Below are 24,840 nucleotides of genomic sequence, written 5' to 3' on the forward strand. Positions count from 1 at the left end.
GTAGCAGAGTCTATATTTTTTGAATCCTGTATTTCATCTCTCAAAGGGATTATTCTTGTCTTTTCTTCTTCTGATAAAGATTTAAAACCTGATGTAAACCCGGATGTCCTTATACAGGAGTCAAATAATAGCGATAATGAAATCACTATGAGAATATGGATAATTTTCATTATAACGAACTTATTTCCCATTCTTACATAATCCCCAGTTCTTCTTTAAGAACACTCTATATCCTCCATAATTATCTATGTTAGGATTAAATAGTACAGAGCCTTTGGGGACTATAAGAGTAGTATTATTATGTATATTAGAAGTGTCTCTTACTATAAGAGGCAAATCTGTTGCAAAATTAATGGAATTCTAAAAATGCAGTAATTACATCAGGTTTCAGAAGTGAGTGGTATTTGCGTCAACGACGCAAAAGCAATACAAAAGTGCATGAGGTTTGCGTCAACGACGCAAATACAATACAAAAATGCATGAGACTTGCGCCAACGACGCAAAAGCAATACAAAAGTACACGGGGTTTGCGCCAACGACGCAAATACAATACAAAAGTGCATGAGGCTTGCGCCAACGACGCAAAAGCAATACAAAAATGCATGAGGCTTGCGCCAACGACGCAAAAGCAATACAAAACACTTTTTGAGTTAAAAACAGTAGTATGAAAGACACATCCAACTGCATTAACCATAGAAAAACTGTGCTTGCATTTATTCTCTATCAATTACAACTCTTTAATTTTGCGCCGAAACCAATTACCTATTTTTAAGAGTTTATGAAGAAGATAATAACAACAATCATGCTGACCGCACTGGCTCTACTTCAGCCTATACCGAGTGCAGCACAGCAAGCACAAAAGCTGGTGAAACCCGGCACAATGCAATCAAAACAACTTCTGCAAAGCCTCACACCGCAGCAGAGAATCATCCTGCTCAAAACCGGTTCTGCAGACCCAAAACTCACACTCTGGGGAAACATCAAAATCAATGACGAATGGGGATTCTACTCTTTCCATCCGAAAAGTACGGCCGGCGATATTGAGTTCACACCTGTGAGCAAGCAAAATCAACGCATCGCCAAAAACGGTGTGCAGGTGGTCGACGGAAAACTATACGCCGTGGACTTCCAACGTTATGGAGTGGGAAGCGGCGAACTGACGCTCTACACCTACGACCTCGCAACCTGGACGGGAAGCGGCAAAAGCTATAACGACTTCTCGCTAGCCGCACTCGAAACAGCACAAGCCAAAGACGGCACCGTCTATGGAGAATTTTACAACAGCTCGGCAAGTAATCAGCAATACGAGGTGGGCACCGTAGACTATCGTACACGCACACGCACAACATTCGGCTCTACTACGCGCCGATATGTAGCAATGGGCATAACGGCCGACAAAAGACTTTACGGTATCGCGGCCGACGGTAATCTTTACAACATCTCTATAATCAATGGCACCGAGACACTCGTAGGTCCTACCGGAATTGAACTCATCGACGAATGGGGTGGCCCTTACGACCAGACGGGCGAAATAGATTCAAAGGACGACACATTCTACTGGTATGCACAAGATAAGGACTACAACACAGCCCTCTACACCGTAAATCTAACCACCGGAGCAGCCACTAAAGTATCAGATGCCCACGTCACGATGTTCGGCATGCTGCTTGCGCCGGTCAGTGCAAGCGGCGACGCTCCTGCCACGGTTACAAACCTAACGGTTGCATTCAGCGGAACAAGTCTTAGCGGCACCGTGAACTTCACCATGCCCACACAAACAGTTGGCGGAAGCAACTTGCAAGGAAATATCGACTACTCCATCACTGCCAACGGTTCGCAACTCACCTCCGGAACGTCACAGCCGGGTGCAACAGTGAGCGTGCCCGTCAGTTTAACGCACAGCGGCGATTACGCCTTCGCAGTGACCGTATCGAACACCAATGGGGCGTCGCCGGCAGCCACGACGAACAAATGGGTGGGGTTCGACGAACCGCAAACTGTGGGTAATCCGTCGGCAACGCTTTCCAACGGTATTGTAACAATAACATGGACGGCGCCAACTGCCGGCACTCATCAGGGAACACTCGGCACACTCACCTACGATGTTGTGCGCATACAAGGACGCGACACCACAACAGTGGCAACAGGCATCAGCGGCACATCGTGCACCGACGACGTGTCGGGAGCTCAATTGGGCAGCTACACGTATGCCGTCAGAGCCATCAGCGGCGACGCTAAAGGACGTTGGGCCAACACCTCGACTTTGATAGCCGGCGCAGCAATCGAGCCCGACTGGAATCATACGTTCGAAGGAACTTCAGCACTGGCCCTCTTTAAAGTTATCGATGCGAACAACGACCGCTTCACCTGGTGGGCCAATGGCGTTGCAGGCTATGGCGCAATGAGCAATCAAGGACATGCCACCGCAGCCAGCGACGATTGGCTTATCACACCGCCAATACATCTCACAACCGACCGCGTATATACCGTTGCTTTCCGAGTACGCAACATCATGGACAAGTATAAAAACACCATTGAGGTGAAATGGGGAAACGGCGACACTCCCGCACAAATGACCAACACCTTAATAGAAACATTCACACCCGCCCATTCGGAAACCAACGGAAAATGGCAGGTTTGCACGGCCGACTTGATACCCAACGCCAATGGTAACTTCTACATAGGTTTCCACGACAACACCGCCGCCAACGAAAAGTTTCAGGTGGCCATCGACAGTATAACCATCACCAAGACGGCCTACACAGCTGCACCCGATTCGGTGAAATCGCCAACCGTGATTCCGGGACAAAACGGAACGCTACAAGCTACGCTGAAATTCACTGCGCCTAACATAACCATAAACGGCGCAACACTGGCCCGAATAGACAGCTTTGTAGTAAAGCGCGACGATGTTTTAGTTACCCGAATCGGGAACTCGATTCCGGGAGCGAAAGTATCGTGGACAGATAACGATGTTCCGGCAAACGGATTCCACTCCTACACAATTACGCCATATCTCGACGGACATTCGGGACGCACGGTAACAACACGCGCTTTCATCGGAATGGATAGACCGAAGAATCCTACCGGCGTATCGTTCGTTGACCAAGGTACAAGTCTGCATGCAACCTGGAATGCCTTCGGTGCGACAGGTGTTAACGGCGGATTCCTCCGTCCGGAGAAGGTTAGTATGACGTTCTTCTCACTGGTAGACGGCGAATTGGGCGACTCGCTCACAACTAGCTTGCTAGGCGAAACAAGCACAACCATACCATTTAACCCAAACATCACCACAGCCGAAGATGGTAAAACACAAACCTTGGCATGGTTCGCAGCAAGAGCCAACGGCGAAGGCGGACATAGCGATTACATATCAGCGCGCGGAGTGGTGATAGGCCCAAGCATCGTACTGCCTTTTAAGGAAAGTATGAAAGGCGGGAAGCTAGACAACGGCTTTGCATCGCTCCTGGGTAACGAACAATATAACAATAGGAAAACGGCCGCACCTTGGCGCGTAGTTACTGATGCAGCCTCCGACAACGACGGCGGCAGCCTGGTATGGGCTAACTACAGCGAGGAACACTCCGGAACAACCGTTCCTTTCACCATCCAACAAGGCGACGAAACATCGGTCAACATGCCCAAGGTTACACTATCGGGAGCAGTTCGCCCGAAACTCTTCTTCGACCTATACTCACTTGTGGGCAACGAAGCCACGCTGAAAGTGCTCGTGCAAACGCCCGACGGAATAGACCACGTAGCGGCTGAGTACGACCTAACAAAGACCGATAAGAACGGATGGGCGCGCCAACTGGTCGACCTGGCCTCTTTCTCATCAGAACGATACATAATCGTCAAGTTCAGCGGTGCGGCCCAAGGTTCCAAAGTCTTAATCGGCGTCGACAACATAAACATAATCGACCAGCTTGACCGCAACATAGCTGCCACAAGCATAAAAACACCAGAAAGCATTCGAGCAGGCAAGACCGGCAACGTAACCGTGACGCTACAGAACCTCGGCTCCAAAACGGCCGACGCTTATCGTGTAGTGCTTTATGCAAACGACAAACCGTGCAACACTGTTAGCATAAACCAACCATTAGCTTCTCTCGATGGCGACACCGTCAGCATGAACTTATCCGTAGCCATAAACGAACAGGCAGCAAAACTGAACGTAAAGGCCATGATTGAATACGACGGCGACGAATCGGCCGATGACGACGACACAGAAACAAATAGCATCAATGTAATAGCATCGCCCTACGGACGCATCAACAACCTGCAAGCCCAAGCAGCCGAAGGCGGACAAGCAACACTCACCTGGGGACAACCAGTATTACCCGAACCGGAACTAATCAACGATGGATTTGAAAGCTATACGCCATTTGCAACACAGATGTCGCCCTGGACACTTATCGACGGCGACAAAGGAACAGCCGGAGCACTGCAACCATCTTCATCCTATCCCGGACAGGGAGAAGCATTTGCTTTCACAGCCTTCAATCCTAACTCGTGGATTGCAAACATGACCACCGTCAACCCCGGATTAACCCCTCACGAGGGCAACCAATACGCCGCCGCCATCTATGCTTACAATGCCGACCGCAAACTCGTTACACAAAACAACTGGCTCATATCGCCGCGCCTATCGGGCAGAAAGCAAGAAATTTCATTCTACGTGATGAATATAGCCACACGTGCAGGCGACAAGAGCTGCACCGAGTACTTCGACGTGCTCTATTCCACGACAGGCACAGACACAACAAGCTTCGTCAAGCTCCAAGGCGCTCAAGCCGACGGCACGGTAGCCTTCAACGAAGGTTCAAACTGGAAGCACATCACCATCGAACTACCGGAAGGAGCAAAATACTTCGCCATACACCACAACACGCCCAAGAAAGGCGCCTATGTTTTCGGTGTAGACGACGTTAGCTACGAGCAACTCGCCACAGGAGCCGACGACGACGTAACGGCATTCATCATCTACCGAGACGGAAAACAAATTGCCCGCCTAGACGGCAACAAGTTCACTTACACAGACGCAACCGCCCTCGGCAGCCACGTCTATAACGTTACCGCCATCTACACCTCGAAGGAAGGCGAAGTCAACGAATCAGGCTTCTCCAACGACGCTTCAGTCACCGTTACGTCTATCGAAAAGGTCGACGGCAACGAAACACTCTTGGATGTCATAAACCTCGGCGGCGCCAGAGTTCGCACCAAAGCCAAGACGCTCAACGGTCTGCCACGCGGCGTTTATATCATTAATGGCAAAAAGCGCGTAGTGAAATAACGCTTACGCGAGTCCAGAATAAACCAGCATTACGTGAGTTCGGAGCTAGAAAACAACTAAACCGAACTCACGTTTTGCATCCTCTTGAAAATGCACACGTGAGCCCGTAAATTTCTTTACATGTCCTCGTAAAAAGCAACACGTAAAGAAATTTACGGGGACACGTGTCCGCCGGCAAAGCACAAGGTGTATAATGAATCATACAAATGTGTATAATGAATTATACAAACGTGTATAATGAGTTATACAAGTGAGTATAATAAGTTATACAAATGTGTATAATAAGTTATACAAACGTGAAGAAATTTACGGGCTCACGTGTGCATTTTCAAGAGCACGCAAAAAACCGACTTATACACCAGTATATACTACAAAAACAGGATGCGAATTTATTAGTCGCATCCTGTTTCTTAGTTGGTTACCGAAGTAACCGAATAAATGGGAAATACTATCGTCTAAAAATGGAAACCTAACGTGAATAACAACTGTCCTCGGTTGTTTTCAACCTTAGTAGGTGTGGGAGTATTCTTGTAGACTTTATTATTCTTTGTATCCTCCACGGTCATTGAAGAGAAAGGATAGAAAGTTCCGTTCTGAGCGCTGTACTGATAAGCCATATCGATACTGAAATCGTTGATTCTATAGCCTATTCCGCAAGTGAAACGGTTGATTGCATCCCAATTAGTGAAATCGGTTGCCGAGGAATAACTCGTTCCCAATGATGCTAGAGATGGATTCTTCTGGGCATTTGCCGAATATTTCGAGCTCACATAGTTATATCCTACACGGAGTGAAAGGTCGGCAACAGGCTTAAACTCGGCTCCAACTTTGAATGTGCTCACGCCTTTGAGAGCGCCTTTGGTGTGATTGTTCATCACGGCATCCTTGACAGATGTTTCGTAGATATCACCATAGTAGTAGTCTACATAAGTTCCGTCGTTGACTCGTGTGTTTGTGCTACTATAGTCTTCATATTCGTAAGTAACGCCAATTGCGAATTTATTACCAATAGTGTGTCCTAACGACAGACCGAATCGCCATGGTGTCCAGAGTTTAAATTTGTAGCTGTTCGACACCCGTCCATGGTCGTAAGTTCCACCTGAGGTCGCGTTATTATGGATAACGGTTTGGTTGCTGGTTTCGAGCTCGTACCATGTGGGCGATTTTATGTAGGCTCCAATTCTGAAAGGCGACGAAAGAACAGGACGAACGATGGCTCCGAAAGAAACATCGTAGCCTACCCCAACAATTTGCCGCTGGTCTTGTACGGTTACGCTTCCAGAGTTACCGGATAGTTGTTCACGATATTCGCTGTAGCTATTGTAGTGTACATCCTTAATACCTAGTGTGAATCCGAGGAAAACGCGGTCTCCGAAGTTAGCGCTTGAGTTGAAGTCGTAATTTCCAACATAGCCGGTATTCTCACGATTGAAGTCGTAAGAGCTCGCGTCGTAGTAGAAGAACTTATCTCCATTCTTAGCATCAGGAATCATGGTGTTCCAATATAGATAGTCAAGCTGACTCCATGTGAGAGCTAGTTGTTTGCTCTGGCTGTCGAAGTAGCCATAGTACCTCTTATTCCCATCTTTGTCTTCAATTTTATCAATATTGAATCCACCATTCAGTTCACTTCCTAACAATCCTTTGAGGTAGGATTGTGTGTTTTGCGAGCTCCCATTAAGAGAATTAGCTGCGTTGAGAAAATAGTTGAAGTTCTTTCCCTTATGATAGTTGAATCCGAAGTTTATGTATTCGTTGTCTCCGGTTCGCGTTGAGTACACGAGGCCTATCTGGTCGAAACTCAAATTGGTTTTAGAACCGCTGTTGAACTCTTTGCCACTCTTTTTGAAAACCGGACCGGCACTTATCGAGAAAGTGCTGTGACGAAATAATCCGATTCCGGCAGGGTTAGTTCCAATTGTCGATATATCGGCTCCAAGAGCTTCCAAAGCTCCTCCCATACCTACATACCGAGCCGTTCCGTTAAGGTCTTCGCCCATGATTCTTTCATTCTCATAAGTTTCTTGCGCAACAACGGGCAGTGCAACCAATGACGTTGCTATGAAGATGTGTCTTAATTTCATAATCGATTTATTTATAATACTATTTAGTTAATGATTTCTATCTGCGTCCGCCAAAACTTCCGCCGCTTCGTGAACCGCCGAAACTACCCGAACCGCTCGAACTGCCGGAGCCGCCGGAGAAACTGCGAGAACCACTGAAACTACTGCTACTGCTTCCGCTACCGAAGCTCCGACTACTGTTTGAGCTTCCACTTCCGAATGAACTGCTTCGGTTGTTATCATAGGAGCGTTGATAGTTCGAACTGCGAGTTTCTGTTCGCGAGCCACCGAAACGGGAATCATAGGATTCTGTGCTACGCGAGTTGTTGTATGAACGAGTACCGAAACTTCTGCCCTCGTAATTCTGGCGCGAACCGGAGTTGTAATTCTGACGTGAGCCCGAGAAGTTATCGGAGTAGCTTCTGTTACCTCCGAAATCTCTTTCTACATATCCGCGTGTAGAACGCGAGCCCGATGAGTTATTTCCTCGGTATCCACTGAAGTTTCCGCCTCTGTATGCTCCATCATAATATGACGACGAGTTTCCCCAATGATTGGCCGTTCCAGTGTGCCCGTTTGGATAGTAGTTCCGGCTGTAATAATATCCTCCGTAATATGGATAGAAGTCCCACCAGGAATCATAGTAATAAGGATAACTCCAGCCTGCATATCTGTTGTATCTCCAAGGAGAAGTCCAGCCGTAGTAACCGTAATATCCTCTATATCCATAATACCATGGGTCATACCAATCGGAATACCACGGGTCATAGTATCGCCAACCTATATAATAGTAGGGACGTCCTATAAACCATGGGTCATACCATCCCCAGAAACCTTCGAATCGGCCCATTCGGCGACTATATGCAAAATCGTCTTCATCTGTATCATAGTAGCGTTTATATCTCCGATTGCCTGTGTCGGTAAAAGTAGAATCGCCATCGCGGAATTGCATCATATCGCTCTGCAGGGAATCTTTTCCGAGCATCTGGTAAGAATCGCCCTGACGATAGCGACGATTATATTCATCTTCACTCTTATTGATTCCACTGTAATAGTTTTTGGAATCAACATTCTTCTGCGAGTATTGCGTTTTATTCTTTGAAGGAGTAAAATACAAGTCGTCTTGCGCTAACATTGTTATAGGAATACAAGAAGCAAGAATTGAAAAAAGGATGAATTGTTTCATAATTATATCTCCTGTTGTTGTTAACTTATTTATACTATGTTATTGGGAATTCTAAAAGCTTTCGTCGCAAAACTATTTACAACTAGTAGGGCAAATATACGGAATTTCCCTAGCCCCATATAGCTTTTCCCTACTTTTCATAATTTTGCAAGACAAAAATAACAAGGCATGAAATATCTACAAATAGAGTTTAGAATAGAGCCGTATTCACAAACCAGTAAAGATTTAACAGCAGCGATTGCAGGAAGCGTGGGGTTCGATTCGTTCAACGATGAAGAGGGTACACTGATTGGATATTGTCAGGAGAGTTTGTTTGATAAGGATAAGCTTGACGAGGCTTTGAACGAGTTTCCGATAGAGGATACTACAATCACTTATAATATAGAAAAGGTGGGCGATGAGAATTGGAATTCGGAATGGGAGAAGATTGGATTCTCTCCTATTGTGATTCAGGATAAATGCATCATTAGGAGTGCAAAATCTGTTGATGAGGTTAGTGGGGCAGATTATCCAATAACCATTACCATTGACCCTTGCCAGGCTTTCGGTTCAGGAACGCACGAAACAACTCAATTGATTGTTTCCGTTCTTCTTAATCTCCCTATAGAAGATAAGCGTATTTTGGACTGCGGATGCGGTACTGGAATACTCGGTATCGTTGCAGCTAAATGTGGGGCTAAAGAGGTCGTGGCGTATGACATCGATGAATGGAGCGTGAAAAACACTAAACATAACGCCGAGCTGAATGATGTTTCGATAGAGGTTCTGGAGGGAGATTGCAGCGTTCTGACTGATATCGACGGGAAGTTCGACTATATTTTGGCCAACATCAACCGCAACATTCTTTTAAATGACATGCGTGCTTTCTCCGACGTAATGTCTAGCCAAGGTACTTTGATTCTAAGCGGATTCTATAAAGAAGATGTTCCTCTGCTGCTAAAGTATGCGGCTAATCTCGGACTTCGTCCAGTTCGAGAAGAAGAGAATCATGATTGGTGCTGTCTGGTACTAAAATTCGCATAGGCTCGGGAATAAGCATTTGATGCAATTCGTAGAGATTCCCGTTGTAGATGTCCAGGTCGACATACCCTTCAATCCCCGGCAATCGTCCCGCATCGGTATGCTGCCAGAATTTCCACGGCCCGGTATATTCCATCTTTCCAACATAATAATGAGCTATCCAATAGGGGTAATCATCGAATCTTGAATCAGACAGATACAGGTCTTTGAACTTATAGTAAGTGTACAGAATAGGCTTAACATGGTATCTGTCTTCCACGATGTGCAGCCACGTTAGAACGTTTTGCTGAAATTCTTCTATGGTTATATCCTTCGGTTTATACTCGACATCCAATATCGGAGGTAAATCGCCCGGCTGCAAGTCTACCATTGCCAGGAAGAAATAGGCCTGACGACGTGCCGACGAATTATTGCTCCAGAAATGATAAGCTCCGCGTATGAAACCACTTTCACGGGCATTTATAAAGTTTTCTCTGAATTTACGGTCAAGGTGACTGTCGCCCTCGGTCGATTTGATGATGACGAATCTTATCGGTGCAGTTTCTATCATGGCATTTCGCAATCTGTTCCAGTTGATGTTTCCTTGATAGCGGCTAATGTCTATCCCGTGTATACTATAGCCATCCGGGTAATCCGGGTCGCCGTATATGGCACGCCACCGAAATCCCGACGGGGCCACGAACAGTTGATAAAAAACGACACAATACAAAAGAGCTGCTCCGATTCCGCAAGCCCAGCGAACCGACGATGGTTGTCTGCCGAACCATCTCCGCAGTTCATGCACACTGTCGGAAAGCTTTTTCCTATGAGGTTTATCGTATGACATAATCGAAATAGAATTTGCGAAATCTGTTTTATTGCAGTATGCGTGTTTTGATATCACAAGGCCAAACTTCAAACTCGATGGTTAATCAATCCAGGGGTGATGTAGGATGAGTATGGGACTGATGTACCCTTAGTATGGGACTGATGTACCCTCGGTATGGGACCGATGTACCCTTAGTATGGGACTGATGTACCCTTAGTACGGGGGTAAGGTACCCTTAGTCCGGAGGGGAGGTACCCTTAGTCCGGGGGTGAGGTTCGACGAGGCCGATTAGGTTTGAGTGAATGATGGTAATCATCCCAATGTGGATGATTACCATTATTTCTCCTTCTAGGGGTAGATTGCCCAAAGGAGAACACTCTTGCTTGTGGATTGGAACTTATCATCAAGAATCTTGAACACTCTCGGCGACACTGCCGGACAGCCCCAACTCTCGGGTACTCCGTTGGGATAAGGCCTCTCATCGGGGATGATTGACCAGGGATGAATCACAATATCTCTCTTTAGGGCTCTGCTGTTGGTGCTTTCTTTGCCATAAAGCAGATATTTCTCGCCAAAACTCGGACTGGGCATTTTCTTCCTTCCTATCCAGTATTTGCCGAGCGAAGAGCAATGACTGTTCGGCTGATTGCTGAATATGGGCTTTTCTTTGGAACAATCCTGCCCCGTAGGCTGGACACCGCATCCATGGCTAACCAGAAAGCTGTTTGTGATTTTGTTCTTTCCGAAGTCCCAAATGAACATCCTTTCCTTACCGGAATGAATAGAAAAGTCAATCAACACAAAGAAATCAGTCGAGATTTTGTTTGCCTTGCAATAAGCATATGCTTCGTCTGCATATTTCTTATAATCCTTAGGCTCTACCTGCAATTTCTCCCGAGGAATGCTGCGATACTCTGTAGGATGCTCTTTACAAGAAAGGATTATAACTGCAAAAAGGCACAAGGCCAGAAGAGTTCTGTTCATATTTTCCAAATTAAAAACCTCCTTATTTTGACTAAAGAGGTTTTTATGTTTAACACAAAGCTTGTTTATTGCTTAGCTTGAACAAACCGGCGTATCATTTCGCCTGCTCCAACTGAAGTGTCTTGGTGGTTCGGTCGCAAATATCAGCCGGACCCCAATATTGAATCGGACCGGGATAAACATAATTAGTTTCGCGAGCCCAAGAGTCACGTCTCGCGGCAAATTCCTTGAAGGGAGCACCGTCGAGTTCAACTAGAGCCTTGCGAATTACTGGTTTCATCTCGCCGTTACGCTTCTCCATGTTCATCATCATCGTGATAGGAACTCCTCCGGCTTTCCATTCGTCAGTGCTGGCCGTAGTGTTCTTCACGATAGCCATATATCCGGTTTTGTCGTTGGCTATGAGTTGCACTGCCGATACACCCAAAGCATAGCAATAGTCGGCATCGAAATTCGACGGAGCAGCGCATCGTCCTTCATAACCGAAGAAGTGATGCAGAGCCGAATATTTACCGTTGTATTTTCCTTCCTTTTTCCATTGAGCGAGCTTTGCGCCAACCATCTCGGAAATGAGTTTCTCGGTTTCGATGAGCGATACTTGTACGTTTCCGTGCGGGTCGCGGTCTAACGACAACTGATGAGCCACTCCCTCGGGAAGAGTCTCGAATGTGCTCCGATTTCCGGCTGACAGATGGGTGAGAATATATTCCCGTTGTGCCGCCGGTTCCAAATCTTTATAGTCGGCTCCATGCGAGGCCAGAAGGTCGTTGAGTTCCTGGATTAGTCTGCCAACTGCCGGAATGAACTCAATCAATCCTTCGGGAATAAGCACAACGCCATAGTTATTACCCTGTGCGGCGCGATGGGCTATTATGCCGGCGATGTGTTCAATTATGTCGTTCAGTGTTTGGTCTTTCGCCTGAATCTCCTCCGAAACGAGACAAATGTTAGGCTGCGTTTGGAGGGCGCATTCAAGTGCGATATGCGAGGCCGAACGACCCATGAGTTTTATGAAATGCCAGTATTTGCGTGCCGAATTACAGTCGCGCTCAATGTTTCCAATCAATTCAGAATACGTTTTCGTGGCCGTATCGAAACCGAACGATGTTTCAATCTGGTCGTTCTTCAGGTCGCCATCGATAGTCTTCGGACAGCCAATAACCTGTACTCCGTACTTCTTCGCTGCATAATATTCGGCAAGCACGCAGGCGTTCGTATTCGAGTCGTCGCCCCCAATGATGACAATTGCATTTATATCGAGCTGGCGAATAATCTCCAATCCTTTCTCGAACTGCTCAACCTGTTCGAGTTTTGTTCTGCCCGAGCCAATCATGTCGAAGCCTCCCGTGTTACGATATTGCTGTACGAAATCGGCTGTGATTTCAATATAGTTGTGGTCAACCAATCCGCCCGGTCCCATGAGGAATCCGTACAATCTATTGTTTGGATTGAGTTTTTTCAGCTCATCGAACAGACCCGAAATCACATTATGTCCTCCCGGTGCTTGTCCACCGGAGAGAATCACACCCACATTGACGGCTTTCGATTCCGTTTTGTCAGTCGGAACGAATTCCACGAGCGGCATTCCGTAAGTGTTCGGGAAAAGTTTCTTAATATCATCCTGATTGTCTACACTCTTTGTAGGCTCTCCTTCTTTAATCTTTACTGCACCCTGGAGTGCTTTCGGCAATTTGGGTTGATAGCCTGCTCTCTCCTTTTGCAATGCACTAATTTCCATAAATAAAACTGTTTTTGAATGTAAATAATTTGTTAATCGAGTCTGTTTCAACACATCGCAAAAGTAGGTTTTTCCGCCCTATAATCGGCAGAAAATGTTCCAAGAAACATCAACACACGTGGCTCGGTTAATGTATCTGCTTCAGCCTCGGAGGAACGGTGGAGTACAATGGCTACACACATAGCCTAAACTGGGACCACCGGTATTCCAAACCGAATTCATATATATTATTACTCGTCCTGATGGATAGGATGGATAAGGTGGATAGCGAGAAACAACTTGCCCACTCGGGCGTTAGCCTACATGTATTAACCCCTGTGTGGAATCGTTATCACTAATCATCCTCCAGTAGGAGTGACGATGTTCTCACGCATAACAAACAAAAAGGCCATCTCATTCATTGAGACGGCCTTTATTACAATAGCTGTTCGGTATTTAAACTTCCTCTTAGAAATGAAGCATCAAACCTAGGTTGATTGTGTTGAGCGCTGTCACCTTAGAGAGGATTCCTGCTGTTGGCAGAACATCTTCGTTGCCGACGCCGAACATGTAGATGTTGTGATTATAGAACAACGATACGTTGCGGGAGAGCTTGTAGTTGGTTAGGAAACCGAGGTTCAAAGCTGCATCCATCTTCTTGTTGTCATTGAGACGCATTGCAAGCGCCGGACCAGCAAAGAAGTTGAAATCTATTTTGCGGTTCGGGGCGTAGCCTCTGAATGCGCTCAGAACATCCATCTGATAGGCTAGCGAAACGAAACCTAGATTGTAACGCTTATCACTGTACTGTTCTACTCCACCTATATCTAAACGAGTCTTCATCCGGTCGGATATGAATTCGAAACCGGCACGAATTGCCGACGATTGATTAAAACGATATCCAAGGAAGAAGAGGCCGTTGAGCTTGGCTCCACTTTCAACAAGGCGATGACGACTCAAGAGGATATTCCAACCGCCACCAACTCCGGTGAAGAATTTAGTGGGCTGATTTGAAATACTGTCATTCCAGTTAGCATCTGTCAAGCGGTTCAGCATAACGGTGAGTCCCATCTTTATCGAGAAGTTGTTTCCGGCGCGGAGTGGTGTGCTCGTACCGGTTTCGATTCTACGATATACGGTGGTTGTATTGGGGTCTAAGAATAGACGACCATGTGCATTAAGCGTAGAATAAACCGGCTCGATATTCAAACGTAGGTCACGGTTCAGACGTACCCAAATCTGTGCACCGGCACGGAATCCGTCAACATATATGCTCAAGCTCTTATCCAGATGTTGAGCGTCGCTCATGAGCATTGCTCCAGTTTGATAACCCAAGATTAGGTTAAATCCGGCAGGTGTATCCCAATTATAATTCCTGGAGAAGCCTATCGGGTTAACAAGAGCGTCGATAGCAACTGTTCCTAATCCGACCGAGTGAAGCTTTTCATGTCCGGAAATTCCATCGATTGATGGTGTGCTCAAACCGGCTCCTTTCGCAAAGTTGAAACCTGCACGAACTCCGAAGAAGGGCGTAGCCCATACTCCACCCATGAAGTGCATAGCACTACCCCATGAGAGATTCGACTTTATCGGGAGCATCGGGAAGTAACCGTAACCATATCCATAGTCGAAGAATGCTGGACGCTGCAAGCTTGCAATGGCTGCATCTCTATCGCCATCTTTATTTCCATTTCCATTTCCTCTTTCACCGGCACTTGCACGTCGGTTATTCAAAGAATTAATTAAGCCTGTTATATTGTAAACAACACCCACATTGAGCGCATTGCTTATTGCACCCGGCGTGGTGTAAAGCAATGGGGAGTTATAGTGCTTGTCACGCATCCAATAGATGGTGTGACTATAGAAGAGTGAGAGATTAGGCAGAACTCTATAGGATAACATTCCTCCAAAGTTGGCACCGAAATCTACTTTCTTATCAACATCGCTAAACACCATCGAAGGACCAAGATAGATATTGGCACCCCAACGACGATGAGGATTATAGCCTGTCATCGCATTCAGAATGTTGAATTGATAGTCTAAAGACAAGAAAGTGTTCTTGAAGTTATTCTTAACCATGTTGCCTCCATTCTTCTCCCAAACCGGATTAGATACATATTCGGCCATGAGCTTAACGCCATGATACATGTTAAGATCATAGCCTGCAAAACCGTTGAAGTTGAGAATCAAACCACGGTTATGACCAGAATAGCGCCAACGTGTTATCGCACTGTTCCAACCTAATCCGCCACCGACAAAGAACCCACGTTCGGGAAGGTCGTTATTCGAAGGAGTCTCGTCGTAAAGGCGACGTGAAGGTTCGCGGAAGAGCATTGTTATACCCATACGCAGGTCGAACTCATTATAACGGTCATTGCTCGGCTGTCCACTTCTATGATTCAACAATGTATAGACTGGCGACAAAGTTAGTCGAAGGTCATTCGACAGACGAGTCCAAAGCTGACCGCCCAAACGAACACCGCCATAACCACCAATCGTCTTACTGGTTGCAGTAGAATTCACCAACTGCAATTTACCCATCTCATATCCGACAAGGAAGTTGAAACCAACTGCGCTATCCCAATTGTAATTACGAGTGAATCCAAATGGATTTACTAAAGCATCCAAATACACACCAGCCTTACCTAACATGCTTTCCGTATCTGTACCTTTAGTCCACGGAGAGTTGCTAAATTCTGCACCAGCTCTAACTCCGAGAACAGGAGAGATCCATTGTCCCAGACCAGCACTAACTCCAAAACCAGCAGTGTTGCCAAAATCGAGTGGTACCTTGCCATAGAAACTTGTTCCAATAGAATAATCCACAAACCAAGGACGACGGAAATTAGGTGAAGTGGGATCACCAAAAACAAATCCTTTCCATGCTTGGTTGCGGAAGAATCCGTCGGAATTATAAAGAAGACCTACATTCAGGGCATTTGTTATCGCGCCTGGCGTAGTGTAAACAAGCGGAGAGTTGTAATGCTTGTCGCGCATCCAGTATACAGTGTGACTGTAGAAGAGCGACAGGTTAGGCAGAACTCTGTAGGACAACATTCCTCCAAAGTTTGCTCCGAAATCTACACTCTTATCAGTATTACTAAACACAAGCGATGGACCTAAGAATATATTTGCTCCCCAACGGCGATGAGGATTGAATCCTGTCATCGCATTCAGAATGTTGAGTTGATAATCTACTGAAAGGAAAGTATTCTTAAATGTGTTCTTCACCATCGTTCCTCCATTATCTTCCCAAACAGGATTAGACAGATGCTCTATTATGAGCTTAGCCCCATGATACATATTGAAATTATATCCTGCAAAACCATGTGCATTAAGAACCAGACCACGGTTATAGTCAGAATACCGCCAACGTGTTATCGCACTGTTCCAACCTAAACCACCACCAATGAAGAATCCGCTATAGGGCATATCTCCTTTGGCTGGAATAGAGTCGTAGTTGCGACGTGATGGCTCACGGAACAACATAGTTAAACCAAGTCGGACATCCAACTCGTTATATTTATCATTAGAGCTGTTACCACTTCTATGATTAATCAAGGTATATATTGGTGACAATGTCAAACGGAAATCTTCTGAAAGACGAGTCCATAATTGACCTCCTAAACGAACACCACCATAACCACCGATAACTTTACCAGTTGCAGCAGCATTTACAAGCTGTAGCTTACCCATTTCATAACCTGCTATAAGATTAAGTCCTGCCTTACTATCCCAATTATAATTGGTGTTTACAAAACCAAAAGGATTAATCATAGCGTCAAAATATATGCCTGCCTTACCTAGCATACTCTCTGTCTTAGTTCCTTCTACCCATGGCGAATTAGCAAAGGTTATACCTGCTCTAGCACCAATAACTGGAGATATCCATTGTCCTAAACCTGCACTAACTCCAAAACCGTTTGTCTTACCAAAACTTAAAGGAACTTTAGTAAAGAAGCTTGTTCCAACAGAATAATCTATGAACCAAGGACGACGGAAGTTTGAAGAGGAGGGATCACCAAGAAGATAGCTCTTCCAAGGTAGCCCTGCAACAGCATGGAAGAAACCATCCGAATTATAAAGCACACCAATATTGAGAGCATTGGTTAATGCACCTGGAGTTGTATAAATCAATGGAGAGTCATAATGCTTGTCACGCATCCAATATACCGTGTGACTATAGAATAATGATAGATTACGCATTATTCTATACGATAACATTCCACCAAAATTAGCTCCGAAATCTACACTCTTATCTGTATCACTAAACACAAGCGATGGACCTAAGTATATATTAGCTCCCCAACGACGATGAGGATTAAATCCGGTCATCACATTTAAAATATTGAGCTGATAATCGAGTGAAAGGAAAGTATTGTTGAAAGTGTTCTTTACAATATTACTACCCTTATTTTCCCAAATAGGATTCGATAGATGTTCTGCCATCAACTTAATTCCATGATACATATTGAAATTGTATCCTGCAAAACCATTTAAGTTAAGAACCAGACCACGATTATAGCCAGAATAGCGCCAACGTGTAATTGCACTATTCCAACCTAAACCTCCTCCCAAGAAGAAACCTTTTTCAGGTTGATCATTTTTATTTGGAATCTGATCATAATCACGTCTTGATGGCTCACGAAACATCATAGTGAGACCCATACGAACATCAAATTCATTATAGCGTTTATTTCCAGGATCATCTGTTCTATGAGTTAAAAGCATATAAGTTGGTGCCAAAGTTAGTCTAAGGTCCTCTGACAAACGAGTCCACAACTGGCCGCCCAAACGCACGCCTCCATAGCCACCTATAGTTTTCCCAGTTGCATTAGGATGAACTATCTGTAGTTTTCCTATTTCATATCCAGCAAGTAGATTTAGTCCAACTGTACTATCCCAATTATAATTACGCTTAAACCCAAAAGGATTTATAAGCATATCAGCGTAAACACCAGCCTTGCCTAGCATACTCTCAACTATCCCACTCTTTGTCCATGGCGCGTTGCTAAAGTCTACACCACCTCTAAAACCAAGAGCTGGGGATAACCATTTTCCCAAACCAGCACTTACACCAAAACCTCTAGTTTGTCCAAATTCTAAAGGAACATTAGTATAGAAACTTGGGCCTATATAATAGTCAATAAACCAAGGACGGCGCCAGTTCTCAGAAGATGGGTCTCCATAAAAGAGGTCACGCCAAGGTAAGTTTACAAAAGTCCTGAAAAATCCATCAGAATTATATAGAAGACCTAAATTTAGCACATTTGTTACTGCGCCTGGAGTTGTATAAACCTGAGGAGAATCATAATGATTGCGCCTCATCCAATATACAGTATGGCTATAATAAAGGGAGAGATTACGCAAGACTCTATATGAAAGCATACCTCCAAAATTAGCTCCGAAGTCTATACTCTTATCAGTATTACTAAATATAACAGAAGGTCCCAAATACAGATTAACTCCCCAACGACGATGAGGATTATATCCTGTCATCGCATTTAAGAGATTAAACTGATAATCAAGAGAAAGGAATGTATTCTTAAATACACGTTTCTCCATATGACCACTATTATCCTCCCATATTGGATTTGCTACATAATCTCCCATCAACTTTACTCCGTGGTACATATTAAAATTATATCCCACAAAAGCATTCCCATTTAATAACAACTCTCTTTTATAATCAGAATATCTCCAACGATTAGCAGTCGTATTCCATCCTAGACCTCCTCCTAGGATAAATCCACGTTCTGGAGAATCATTTCTTGTAGGGATTTGATCATATTCACGACGGGTATAATCTCGGAAAAGAACTGTAAGTCCCATTCTAAGGTCAAACTGATCATATCTCTCTCTAACAGGTTCATATCCATGATGCTGTAGTAGAGTATAGGTAGGCGAAAGAGTCAAATGTAAGTCATGAGACAATCGCGCCCAAAGCTGAGTTCCCAGTCTATAACCTGCATAATTACCAATAGATTTACCAGCAGAATTAGCATGCACTAGTTGAAGTTTACCCAATTCATAACCAGCAAAAAGATTTATTCCAACGGAACTATCCCAGTTGTATTTACGAGTAAAACCAAAAGGATTAAGTAAAGCGTCAAAATATATTCCCGACTTACCTAACATACTTTCTGTAGAAGTGCCTCTTACCCAAGCATTGTTAGTTATATCTAAGCCGGCCCTTACTCCAATAGCAGATGAAAGCCATTGACCTATGCCAGCATTAACACCATAACCAACTGTCTTTTGGAACTCTAAAGGAACACGTCCATAAAAGCTTGTTCCCATAGAATATTCTAAGAACCAAGGTCTACGCCATCCTGAAGAATAAGGATTCTCATAAAACAAACGTTCACCTTCAAGGAAACGACGCTTAAATTCTCCTGAATTCTGTTGTTGTAAAAGAGTATTATAGAAATACCATATATAAGATGCATTTACACCATACCCAAAACGATTAAAACTTTTGTTAGAGGTAAAATTCATCCCATCGGCACCAGCCATAACGAAAGGTTCTATACTAATAGCTGCATGAGACCCTGCAAAAAATTTCATTTGTAGTCCTGTATGAATATTAAAGGAATTAGCTTTTGAATTCATATAAGGAGCAACACTAGAACCATTTAATCTGGTTAGATTAGAATATTGCCATCCTATTCCCAAAATTCCTGATACACTAAAAGGACGTTCAGGGCGATAACCCAATAAATAATTAGAGAAATTGAACAAATAATCCGCACTTAGACGAGTTGTCCAATTTTCATTATTTTCTTTACTAACAAAACCTAACTCACGCGCAAATCCTATCCGAAAAGCACTCATTGGGCTTATCTCTTTACCTAAACGAAAGGCTATACCTGTTTGGGGAGTAAACTTATACCCAACTGTTGGTTGATAAAGGACTATATCTGCACCAAAGTCAAAGAATGTATGACGAAAAAATCCACCCTTTTCCCATCTATCTCCTAAATAACGATGGCGGTCGTCCATTATATAAGGTAGAGCATTAAAATTCCGCTGCTTACGTGCTCCAAGATTAATTGTATCTTGATCCTCAACTATATTTTCTGTTGCAATTTTCCTTTCAAGGTCTGTCAAATCCTGTGCAATAGAATCTTTACCACCGGTAGTTTGAGCATGTATACCTATAACCCCAAAAAAGGTTACAAATATTATCGATATTTTCTTCATTCTGATATTTCCTTCTCTTTTGATGTATCATTCATATCATCTACTTCGGACTTAGGAGCTTCCATTTTCCCAGCTGCAACCATAAGGTCTATAAATTTCTGACGATATTGATCTGCTTTCTTCTCATCATAAGGGTACTTCTTGCGACACTCATCACTGATATTTGCATCCGTCTCATAAAATTTTCTATATTGTGGCCTCATGTCAAAACAATGCTGGAAATAAGCTAGAAAAGCAGGGTTACTATTATCTGTCATTCGTAATGCCACATCTGCTCCATATTTAGTAGCAAGCTCCATGAAGTCAGCATCACTAACTTCTGGTTTATCTGCCTCTATAACAGCCTTTATATACCATTTCTTAGGATTAGTATCAGGTAAAGAATCAACAAGTGGTTCTATATCATCATATGTCTTTCCTAGCTCTGATGCAAGTTCAAAGCTTAATATCACATTATTCTCAAGATTAGAATTCATGACATATCTAAGTGCCTCTTCAGCCCTTCTCTGTTCTTGGGGAGTTTTTCCTTGTTTAAAGAATAATACTTCCAAATCTGTAAACATCTTAATATCCCTATAAGAATCTGTGTTAGGAAGTTTGGCTGCCAAATGATAAGCCTCACCTAATCTCATTGACTTGAAATACATAATAGCTTGGTTTGCCACAAGCTCACGACGATTTACCATATAATAATATGAATTATCAAAAGATATTGGACGAGAAATCTCTAATCCTGATTTCATATCAATAAACGGAGCTAATATAGACAAATCAATAGAATCATCATCTATAGCATAACATGCCATACGATTTGCTAAATATGCGGCAAATGGACTATACTTCATTGTTCTTTTACCTTTATTTTCTCTCCAAGCACGATAAGTCAGTTTACGTAACTCTGTCGAATCCTTTATAGAACGGAATAAATTATAATAGTCACCATTAGAAAAAGCACTAGTTCCACCTTCCAGATAATCGGAAGCATTATAATATGCCCATAAGGCTTCGTCTGGAGAAAGAATCTTATTCTGTCTTAGTGTATATGTACAACGCATTAGACGTTGATTATTCAAGATCTCCTGAACGGCAGGTGTCATCTGCATCTCTCGAATTCCAGCAGCATTATTATTTGTTGCAAAATCTCTTAAAATACCAGATTCTGTTACTAATCCTCTATCAGCCAAAGAGTCGGCTACATCAAACCAAGTATAAACCAAAGGTTCTTTAACTTCTAGGCCCGCACTACTAATTTGGCTACCTATAATACTTAATGCTTTTTTAGCACGGCTAGTAGCTAGCTTAGTATTTAACGTAACATTTCCTTCAGGAGAGGCTGTTCCTTGAACAGTAAAGTTCATTAGTGACCTACCGAAAGAACGAAGTTCTCCTATAAGGCGATCGAGATTCACTTGATTAGAAGAATCAGGCGTGAGTTCATCTTTTCCAACAATAAAGGTCAATTGCAAGTTACGAGGGACCTCACGAAGTTGAGCACGAGCCTGTTCATAATATTGTGGCGTAAGCTCTATTTCCTTTTTAGCCATTGAGACATCAAGAAATTTCCATGGCTTTCTGGTATTACAAGTTCCACTCCTAGAATTATCATTGAAATACACATGGGTGTAATCTGCAATTCGAAGTATTGACCCCCATTTATAACTTCTAGCTGGATCAGGCTTTAAATATGTCGTTTGCCATCTGAATATAAAAGCAGAATCTGTCGTCGGTTTATCAGAAATATAATAACTATGTAGAGAGTCATTACGATCATAGTCGAAACTCTTTCTCCTTATTTGATTACGATGATAACTCTTACCCTCATAAACCAATGGCTCAAGATATTGTATAGTATCTTCTGTCTGACAATCTATAGCCATAGGCTGAAAAATAAGTCGAGAATGATCACTCGTGTACCATTCGGGAAGTCGAATCGTAACATCCCAATGAAGATTAGGCCCATCATCAATAGGTTTCATCTCCAAGATATTTACCCCCTGTTGTTTACCTATAACCGTTGTATTTGCTAGAAGGATACTCTTAGCTGCATCCGAAAACACGATCTCATAAGTTAGAGCAGAAGTTATTGGGACAACTTTCACCTCATTATCATTAATAATAAGTAAAGCTCCCTTAGCAGAAACTTCTGTCTCGAAATGACCGTCATAATCAGGATTTACAGTTGCATTACTGGTTATTTTTACCTCTTCACCAAGTCCCTTATTCTTACTACGAAATACGTTTGCTTGCCGATTAGCCTCTGATTTATTATCAAAAACATAAACCGGAACCGATAAGGGCATCCTATTATCATGTCCTCCATCCAAACCTTTCATAGTTTTATAAATGTTACCCGTAATATGCATTACCTGAGCAGAAACCTTTCCTACTGGAATAAAAATCAATAGGAAAAGAAGTGAAAGACAATATACTTTTCTTGAATTCATTCTTTATTCCTCCTTATCTTATTATATATGAAAGGGTAACACCAATTTTTGTAGGCATCAAACCATAGCCTGTATATCCTTCTGACATCTTTGTATTAAGTGTTGTCTTAAGATCAGGTAGTCCTTCTACTGTTTTCTTCTGGTCAAAAAACATTAGCCCTAAACCTGCATGAGCATCTATAGTTAAGCGTTTTGTTATAGACACCACATATCCAAAAGTCAAACCAGCACCTGCAGCAACTCCATCATAATGTCTACCATCTATATCTGATTTATAATCAACTATCAAACCACTTACACCAACAAAATAATGATATAAGGGACGACCACCGAAATAATATCTATATTCTGGTTGAGCACCTGTTACTCTTATACCCTTATGCCAATAAGGTTGATTGACAGTGAATACACTCATCCCAAGAGTTGACCGGTTGCCGATTGTCATATCCGCACCTATATTATAAGTCTGCAAAGCTAACAATGCCACATCGGTATTGATGGCGAACGACTGTGCACGTGCAATCATCACATTACACAATACAAGCAGTATTAACACTATCCTTCTCATTTCTCTCTCTTTTTCTTTTCATCTGCTTCAGCTTTACGAGCTGCCTTTTCAGCAGCTTTGGCTTCAGCTTTTTGTTTCTTCTCAAGCTCTTTCTGTTCTTTCAGTCTAGCCTTTTCAAGTTCACGTTGCCTTTGACGTTCTTCTTTCTCGGCTTTCTTTAATGCTTCTGATTCATCCTTCTTATTAGAATTGATATTACCTGCGGCTTTTTGGGCAGCCTTCTGAGCTTTTTCTAATTCTTTTTGCTCTTTCTTTCGAGCTTTTTCGAGTTCACGTTGCCTCTTGAGCTCAGCTTTATCAGTCTTAACATCGGATGGAGTTTCATTCACCGTTCCACCTGATTTTTTGGCTGCTTTCTGAGCTTTTTCCAATTCCTTCTGTTCTTTCTTTCGAGCTTTTTCTAATTCACGTTGTTTCTTACGTTCTTCCTTAGAAAGTTTTCCATTATCATCAGTTGCTTGTTGAGAGTTCTCTTTTTCAGCTTCTGCGGCTGCTTTTTGTGCAGCTTTAGCTTCAGCCTTCTGCTTTTTCTCAAGTTCTTTTTGTTCTTTACGTTTAGCTTTCTCTAAAGCTCTTTGTTCCTTTCTCTCGAGTTTTTCAGCTCTAAGCGTATCTTCTCTCAGCTTTTTAAGTTCAGCTTCAGCTGCCTCTGCTGCTTCTTTATCAGCTTTAGCATATTCTGCGAGTTTCTTTTCTCTTGCTTTCTTTATACGGAGCAATTTCTGACGCTCTTGGTCTGCAGCTTTCAATGTATCGGCACGATACTGATCATTAGCCAGCTTCAAACGATATTCATCATCAATGAATTCACGTTTCTTATAGCGATTTGAGACTTTCGTTCCGAAATGATAAACCAACGAGACATGTGCTATGTCTGTCGTTGCTGCATAAACCCAAGGATCGAAAGTCAACTTATAGCCTGTGCCAGGCCATGTTACATTATAAATATATTTATCACCCTGAAGAGTTCGACGATATTCATCGTATTTAGCCATAACTGCACCGGCATATACGGCCAAATCCAAATCTAAGCTAGCGCCATTCTTATAAGAATAGAGCTCGTTAGTTGTTCCTATCATACCACCAAGGAAAAAGGAATTACCCCTTCTGCCTATATCTGATATTTTTATGTCGAACTTTCCTGCTCCGGCATATACACCCCAATAAAAAACACGGCGCGTACCTGCTCCGTGCCAGTATTTCCGTAACTCTAAACGTCCGTCGTAAATATCATAAACATGATAAGTGTTCTCCTTCATATTTGTCCGCCAATTCACTCTTCCAAAAGCGCCTAGAGTCCATTTATGCCAGTTTTTATTACCGAGCGTAAACTCTATGCCCAAATTGGGTGACAATGTTACCCAGTCAATTATATTCGACCGGAAATTAAACCTAGATCCAAATTTCAGAGTATCCACTTTACTGTAATATAAAACAGAACCCTGACCATACGCCTCTGGAAGCATAGGGAAGGAAAACAGGAATAGCCCCAATGCAACCAGACTCTTCTTTAAGTAAGTCATATTTTTAAGTAAGTCATAATCTTTTTACGAA

At 43.3% G+C, this 24,840-nt stretch carries 11 protein-coding genes; 2 read left to right on the forward strand and 9 right to left on the reverse strand.

Going from position 1 to position 24,840, the window contains the following annotated elements; translation table 11 throughout:
- Window positions 1–778: 778 nt before the first annotated feature.
- Window positions 779–5,293 carry a choice-of-anchor J domain-containing protein gene (locus HMPREF9140_RS06295; protein ID WP_018571883.1) on the forward strand — a complete coding sequence of 1,505 codons (4,515 nt, stop codon included), beginning with the start codon at window positions 779–781 and terminating at the stop codon, window positions 5,291–5,293.
- 455 nt (window positions 5,294–5,748) lie between these two features.
- Here HMPREF9140_RS06295 and HMPREF9140_RS06300 read toward each other — a convergent pair whose 3' ends face one another.
- Both HMPREF9140_RS06300 and HMPREF9140_RS06305 read right to left on the reverse strand, forming a co-directional pair.
- Window positions 5,749–7,377, reverse strand: coding sequence for a hypothetical protein (locus HMPREF9140_RS06300; RefSeq protein WP_006952704.1), 1,629 nt, complete (start codon window positions 7,375–7,377; stop codon window positions 5,749–5,751).
- Between the two features lie 37 nt (window positions 7,378–7,414).
- The gene (locus HMPREF9140_RS06305) at window positions 7,415–8,542 is read right to left on the reverse strand and encodes a hypothetical protein (protein WP_006952706.1); all 1,128 of its coding nucleotides are present in this window, start codon (window positions 8,540–8,542) and stop codon (window positions 7,415–7,417) included.
- A 168-nt stretch (window positions 8,543–8,710) separates the two neighbouring features.
- Between HMPREF9140_RS06305 and prmA the strand changes: the two genes are divergently transcribed.
- Complete coding sequence (gene prmA, locus HMPREF9140_RS06310) at window positions 8,711–9,565, forward strand: 50S ribosomal protein L11 methyltransferase (protein ID WP_006952708.1); 855 nt, start codon at window positions 8,711–8,713, stop codon at window positions 9,563–9,565.
- Here prmA and HMPREF9140_RS10300 read toward each other — a convergent pair.
- From HMPREF9140_RS10300 to HMPREF9140_RS06345, 7 genes are all read right to left on the reverse strand, one after another.
- On the reverse strand, window positions 9,492–10,388 hold the full coding sequence (locus tag HMPREF9140_RS10300; RefSeq protein ID WP_006952710.1) for a glycoside hydrolase family 25 protein: 897 nt from the start codon (window positions 10,386–10,388) through the stop codon (window positions 9,492–9,494). The genes prmA and HMPREF9140_RS10300 overlap by 74 nt on opposite strands.
- A gap of 330 nt (window positions 10,389–10,718) precedes the next feature.
- Entirely contained in the window at window positions 10,719–11,354 is a 636-nt protein-coding gene (locus HMPREF9140_RS06320; RefSeq protein WP_006952712.1) for a murein L,D-transpeptidase catalytic domain-containing protein, read from the reverse strand.
- A gap of 94 nt (window positions 11,355–11,448) precedes the next feature.
- Window positions 11,449–13,092 (reverse strand): diphosphate--fructose-6-phosphate 1-phosphotransferase, encoded by a 1,644-nt coding sequence (locus HMPREF9140_RS06325; RefSeq protein ID WP_006952714.1) that lies wholly within the window; start codon window positions 13,090–13,092, stop codon window positions 11,449–11,451.
- A 447-nt stretch (window positions 13,093–13,539) separates the two neighbouring features.
- A complete protein-coding gene (locus tag HMPREF9140_RS06330) occupies window positions 13,540–20,274 on the reverse strand; it encodes a hypothetical protein (protein WP_006952716.1) in 6,735 nt (2,244 codons plus the stop codon).
- Window positions 20,271–22,718, reverse strand: a complete 2,448-nt coding sequence (locus HMPREF9140_RS06335) for a hypothetical protein (RefSeq protein ID WP_006952718.1) — start codon at window positions 22,716–22,718, stop codon at window positions 20,271–20,273. Before HMPREF9140_RS06335 ends, HMPREF9140_RS06330 begins: the two co-directional genes overlap by 4 nt.
- Before the next feature lie 13 nt (window positions 22,719–22,731).
- The gene (locus HMPREF9140_RS06340; protein WP_006952721.1) at window positions 22,732–23,286 is read right to left on the reverse strand and encodes a DUF3575 domain-containing protein; all 555 of its coding nucleotides are present in this window, start codon (window positions 23,284–23,286) and stop codon (window positions 22,732–22,734) included.
- Window positions 23,283–24,809 carry a DUF3575 domain-containing protein gene (locus tag HMPREF9140_RS06345; protein WP_006952723.1) on the reverse strand — a complete coding sequence of 509 codons (1,527 nt, stop codon included), beginning with the start codon at window positions 24,807–24,809 and terminating at the stop codon, window positions 23,283–23,285. Before HMPREF9140_RS06345 ends, HMPREF9140_RS06340 begins: the two co-directional genes overlap by 4 nt.
- Between the last annotated feature and the right edge of the window lie 31 nt (window positions 24,810–24,840).

The sequence above is a fragment of the Prevotella micans F0438 genome (assembly GCF_000243035.1).
Classification (GTDB): domain Bacteria; phylum Bacteroidota; class Bacteroidia; order Bacteroidales; family Bacteroidaceae; genus Prevotella; species Prevotella micans.

Bases quoted from the DNA above. Each gene is read 5' to 3' on its own strand.
- HMPREF9140_RS06330 (WP_006952716.1), bottom strand. From the start codon at position 20,274: ATGAAGAAAATATCGATAATATTTGTAACCTTTTTTGGGGTTATAGGT.
- HMPREF9140_RS06345 (WP_006952723.1), bottom strand. From the start codon at position 24,809: ATGACTTACTTAAAGAAGAGTCTGGTTGCATTGGGGCTATTCCTGTTT.
- HMPREF9140_RS10300 (WP_006952710.1), bottom strand. From the start codon at position 10,388: ATGTCATACGATAAACCTCATAGGAAAAAGCTTTCCGACAGTGTGCAT.
- HMPREF9140_RS06335 (WP_006952718.1), bottom strand. From the start codon at position 22,718: ATGAATTCAAGAAAAGTATATTGTCTTTCACTTCTTTTCCTATTGATT.
- HMPREF9140_RS06300 (WP_006952704.1), bottom strand. From the start codon at position 7,377: ATGAAATTAAGACACATCTTCATAGCAACGTCATTGGTTGCACTGCCC.
- HMPREF9140_RS06305 (WP_006952706.1), bottom strand. From the start codon at position 8,542: ATGAAACAATTCATCCTTTTTTCAATTCTTGCTTCTTGTATTCCTATA.
- HMPREF9140_RS06340 (WP_006952721.1), bottom strand. From the start codon at position 23,286: ATGAGAAGGATAGTGTTAATACTGCTTGTATTGTGTAATGTGATGATT.
- prmA (WP_006952708.1), top strand. From the start codon at position 8,711: ATGAAATATCTACAAATAGAGTTTAGAATAGAGCCGTATTCACAAACC.
- HMPREF9140_RS06320 (WP_006952712.1), bottom strand. From the start codon at position 11,354: ATGAACAGAACTCTTCTGGCCTTGTGCCTTTTTGCAGTTATAATCCTT.
- HMPREF9140_RS06325 (WP_006952714.1), bottom strand. From the start codon at position 13,092: ATGGAAATTAGTGCATTGCAAAAGGAGAGAGCAGGCTATCAACCCAAA.
- HMPREF9140_RS06295 (WP_018571883.1), top strand. From the start codon at position 779: ATGAAGAAGATAATAACAACAATCATGCTGACCGCACTGGCTCTACTT.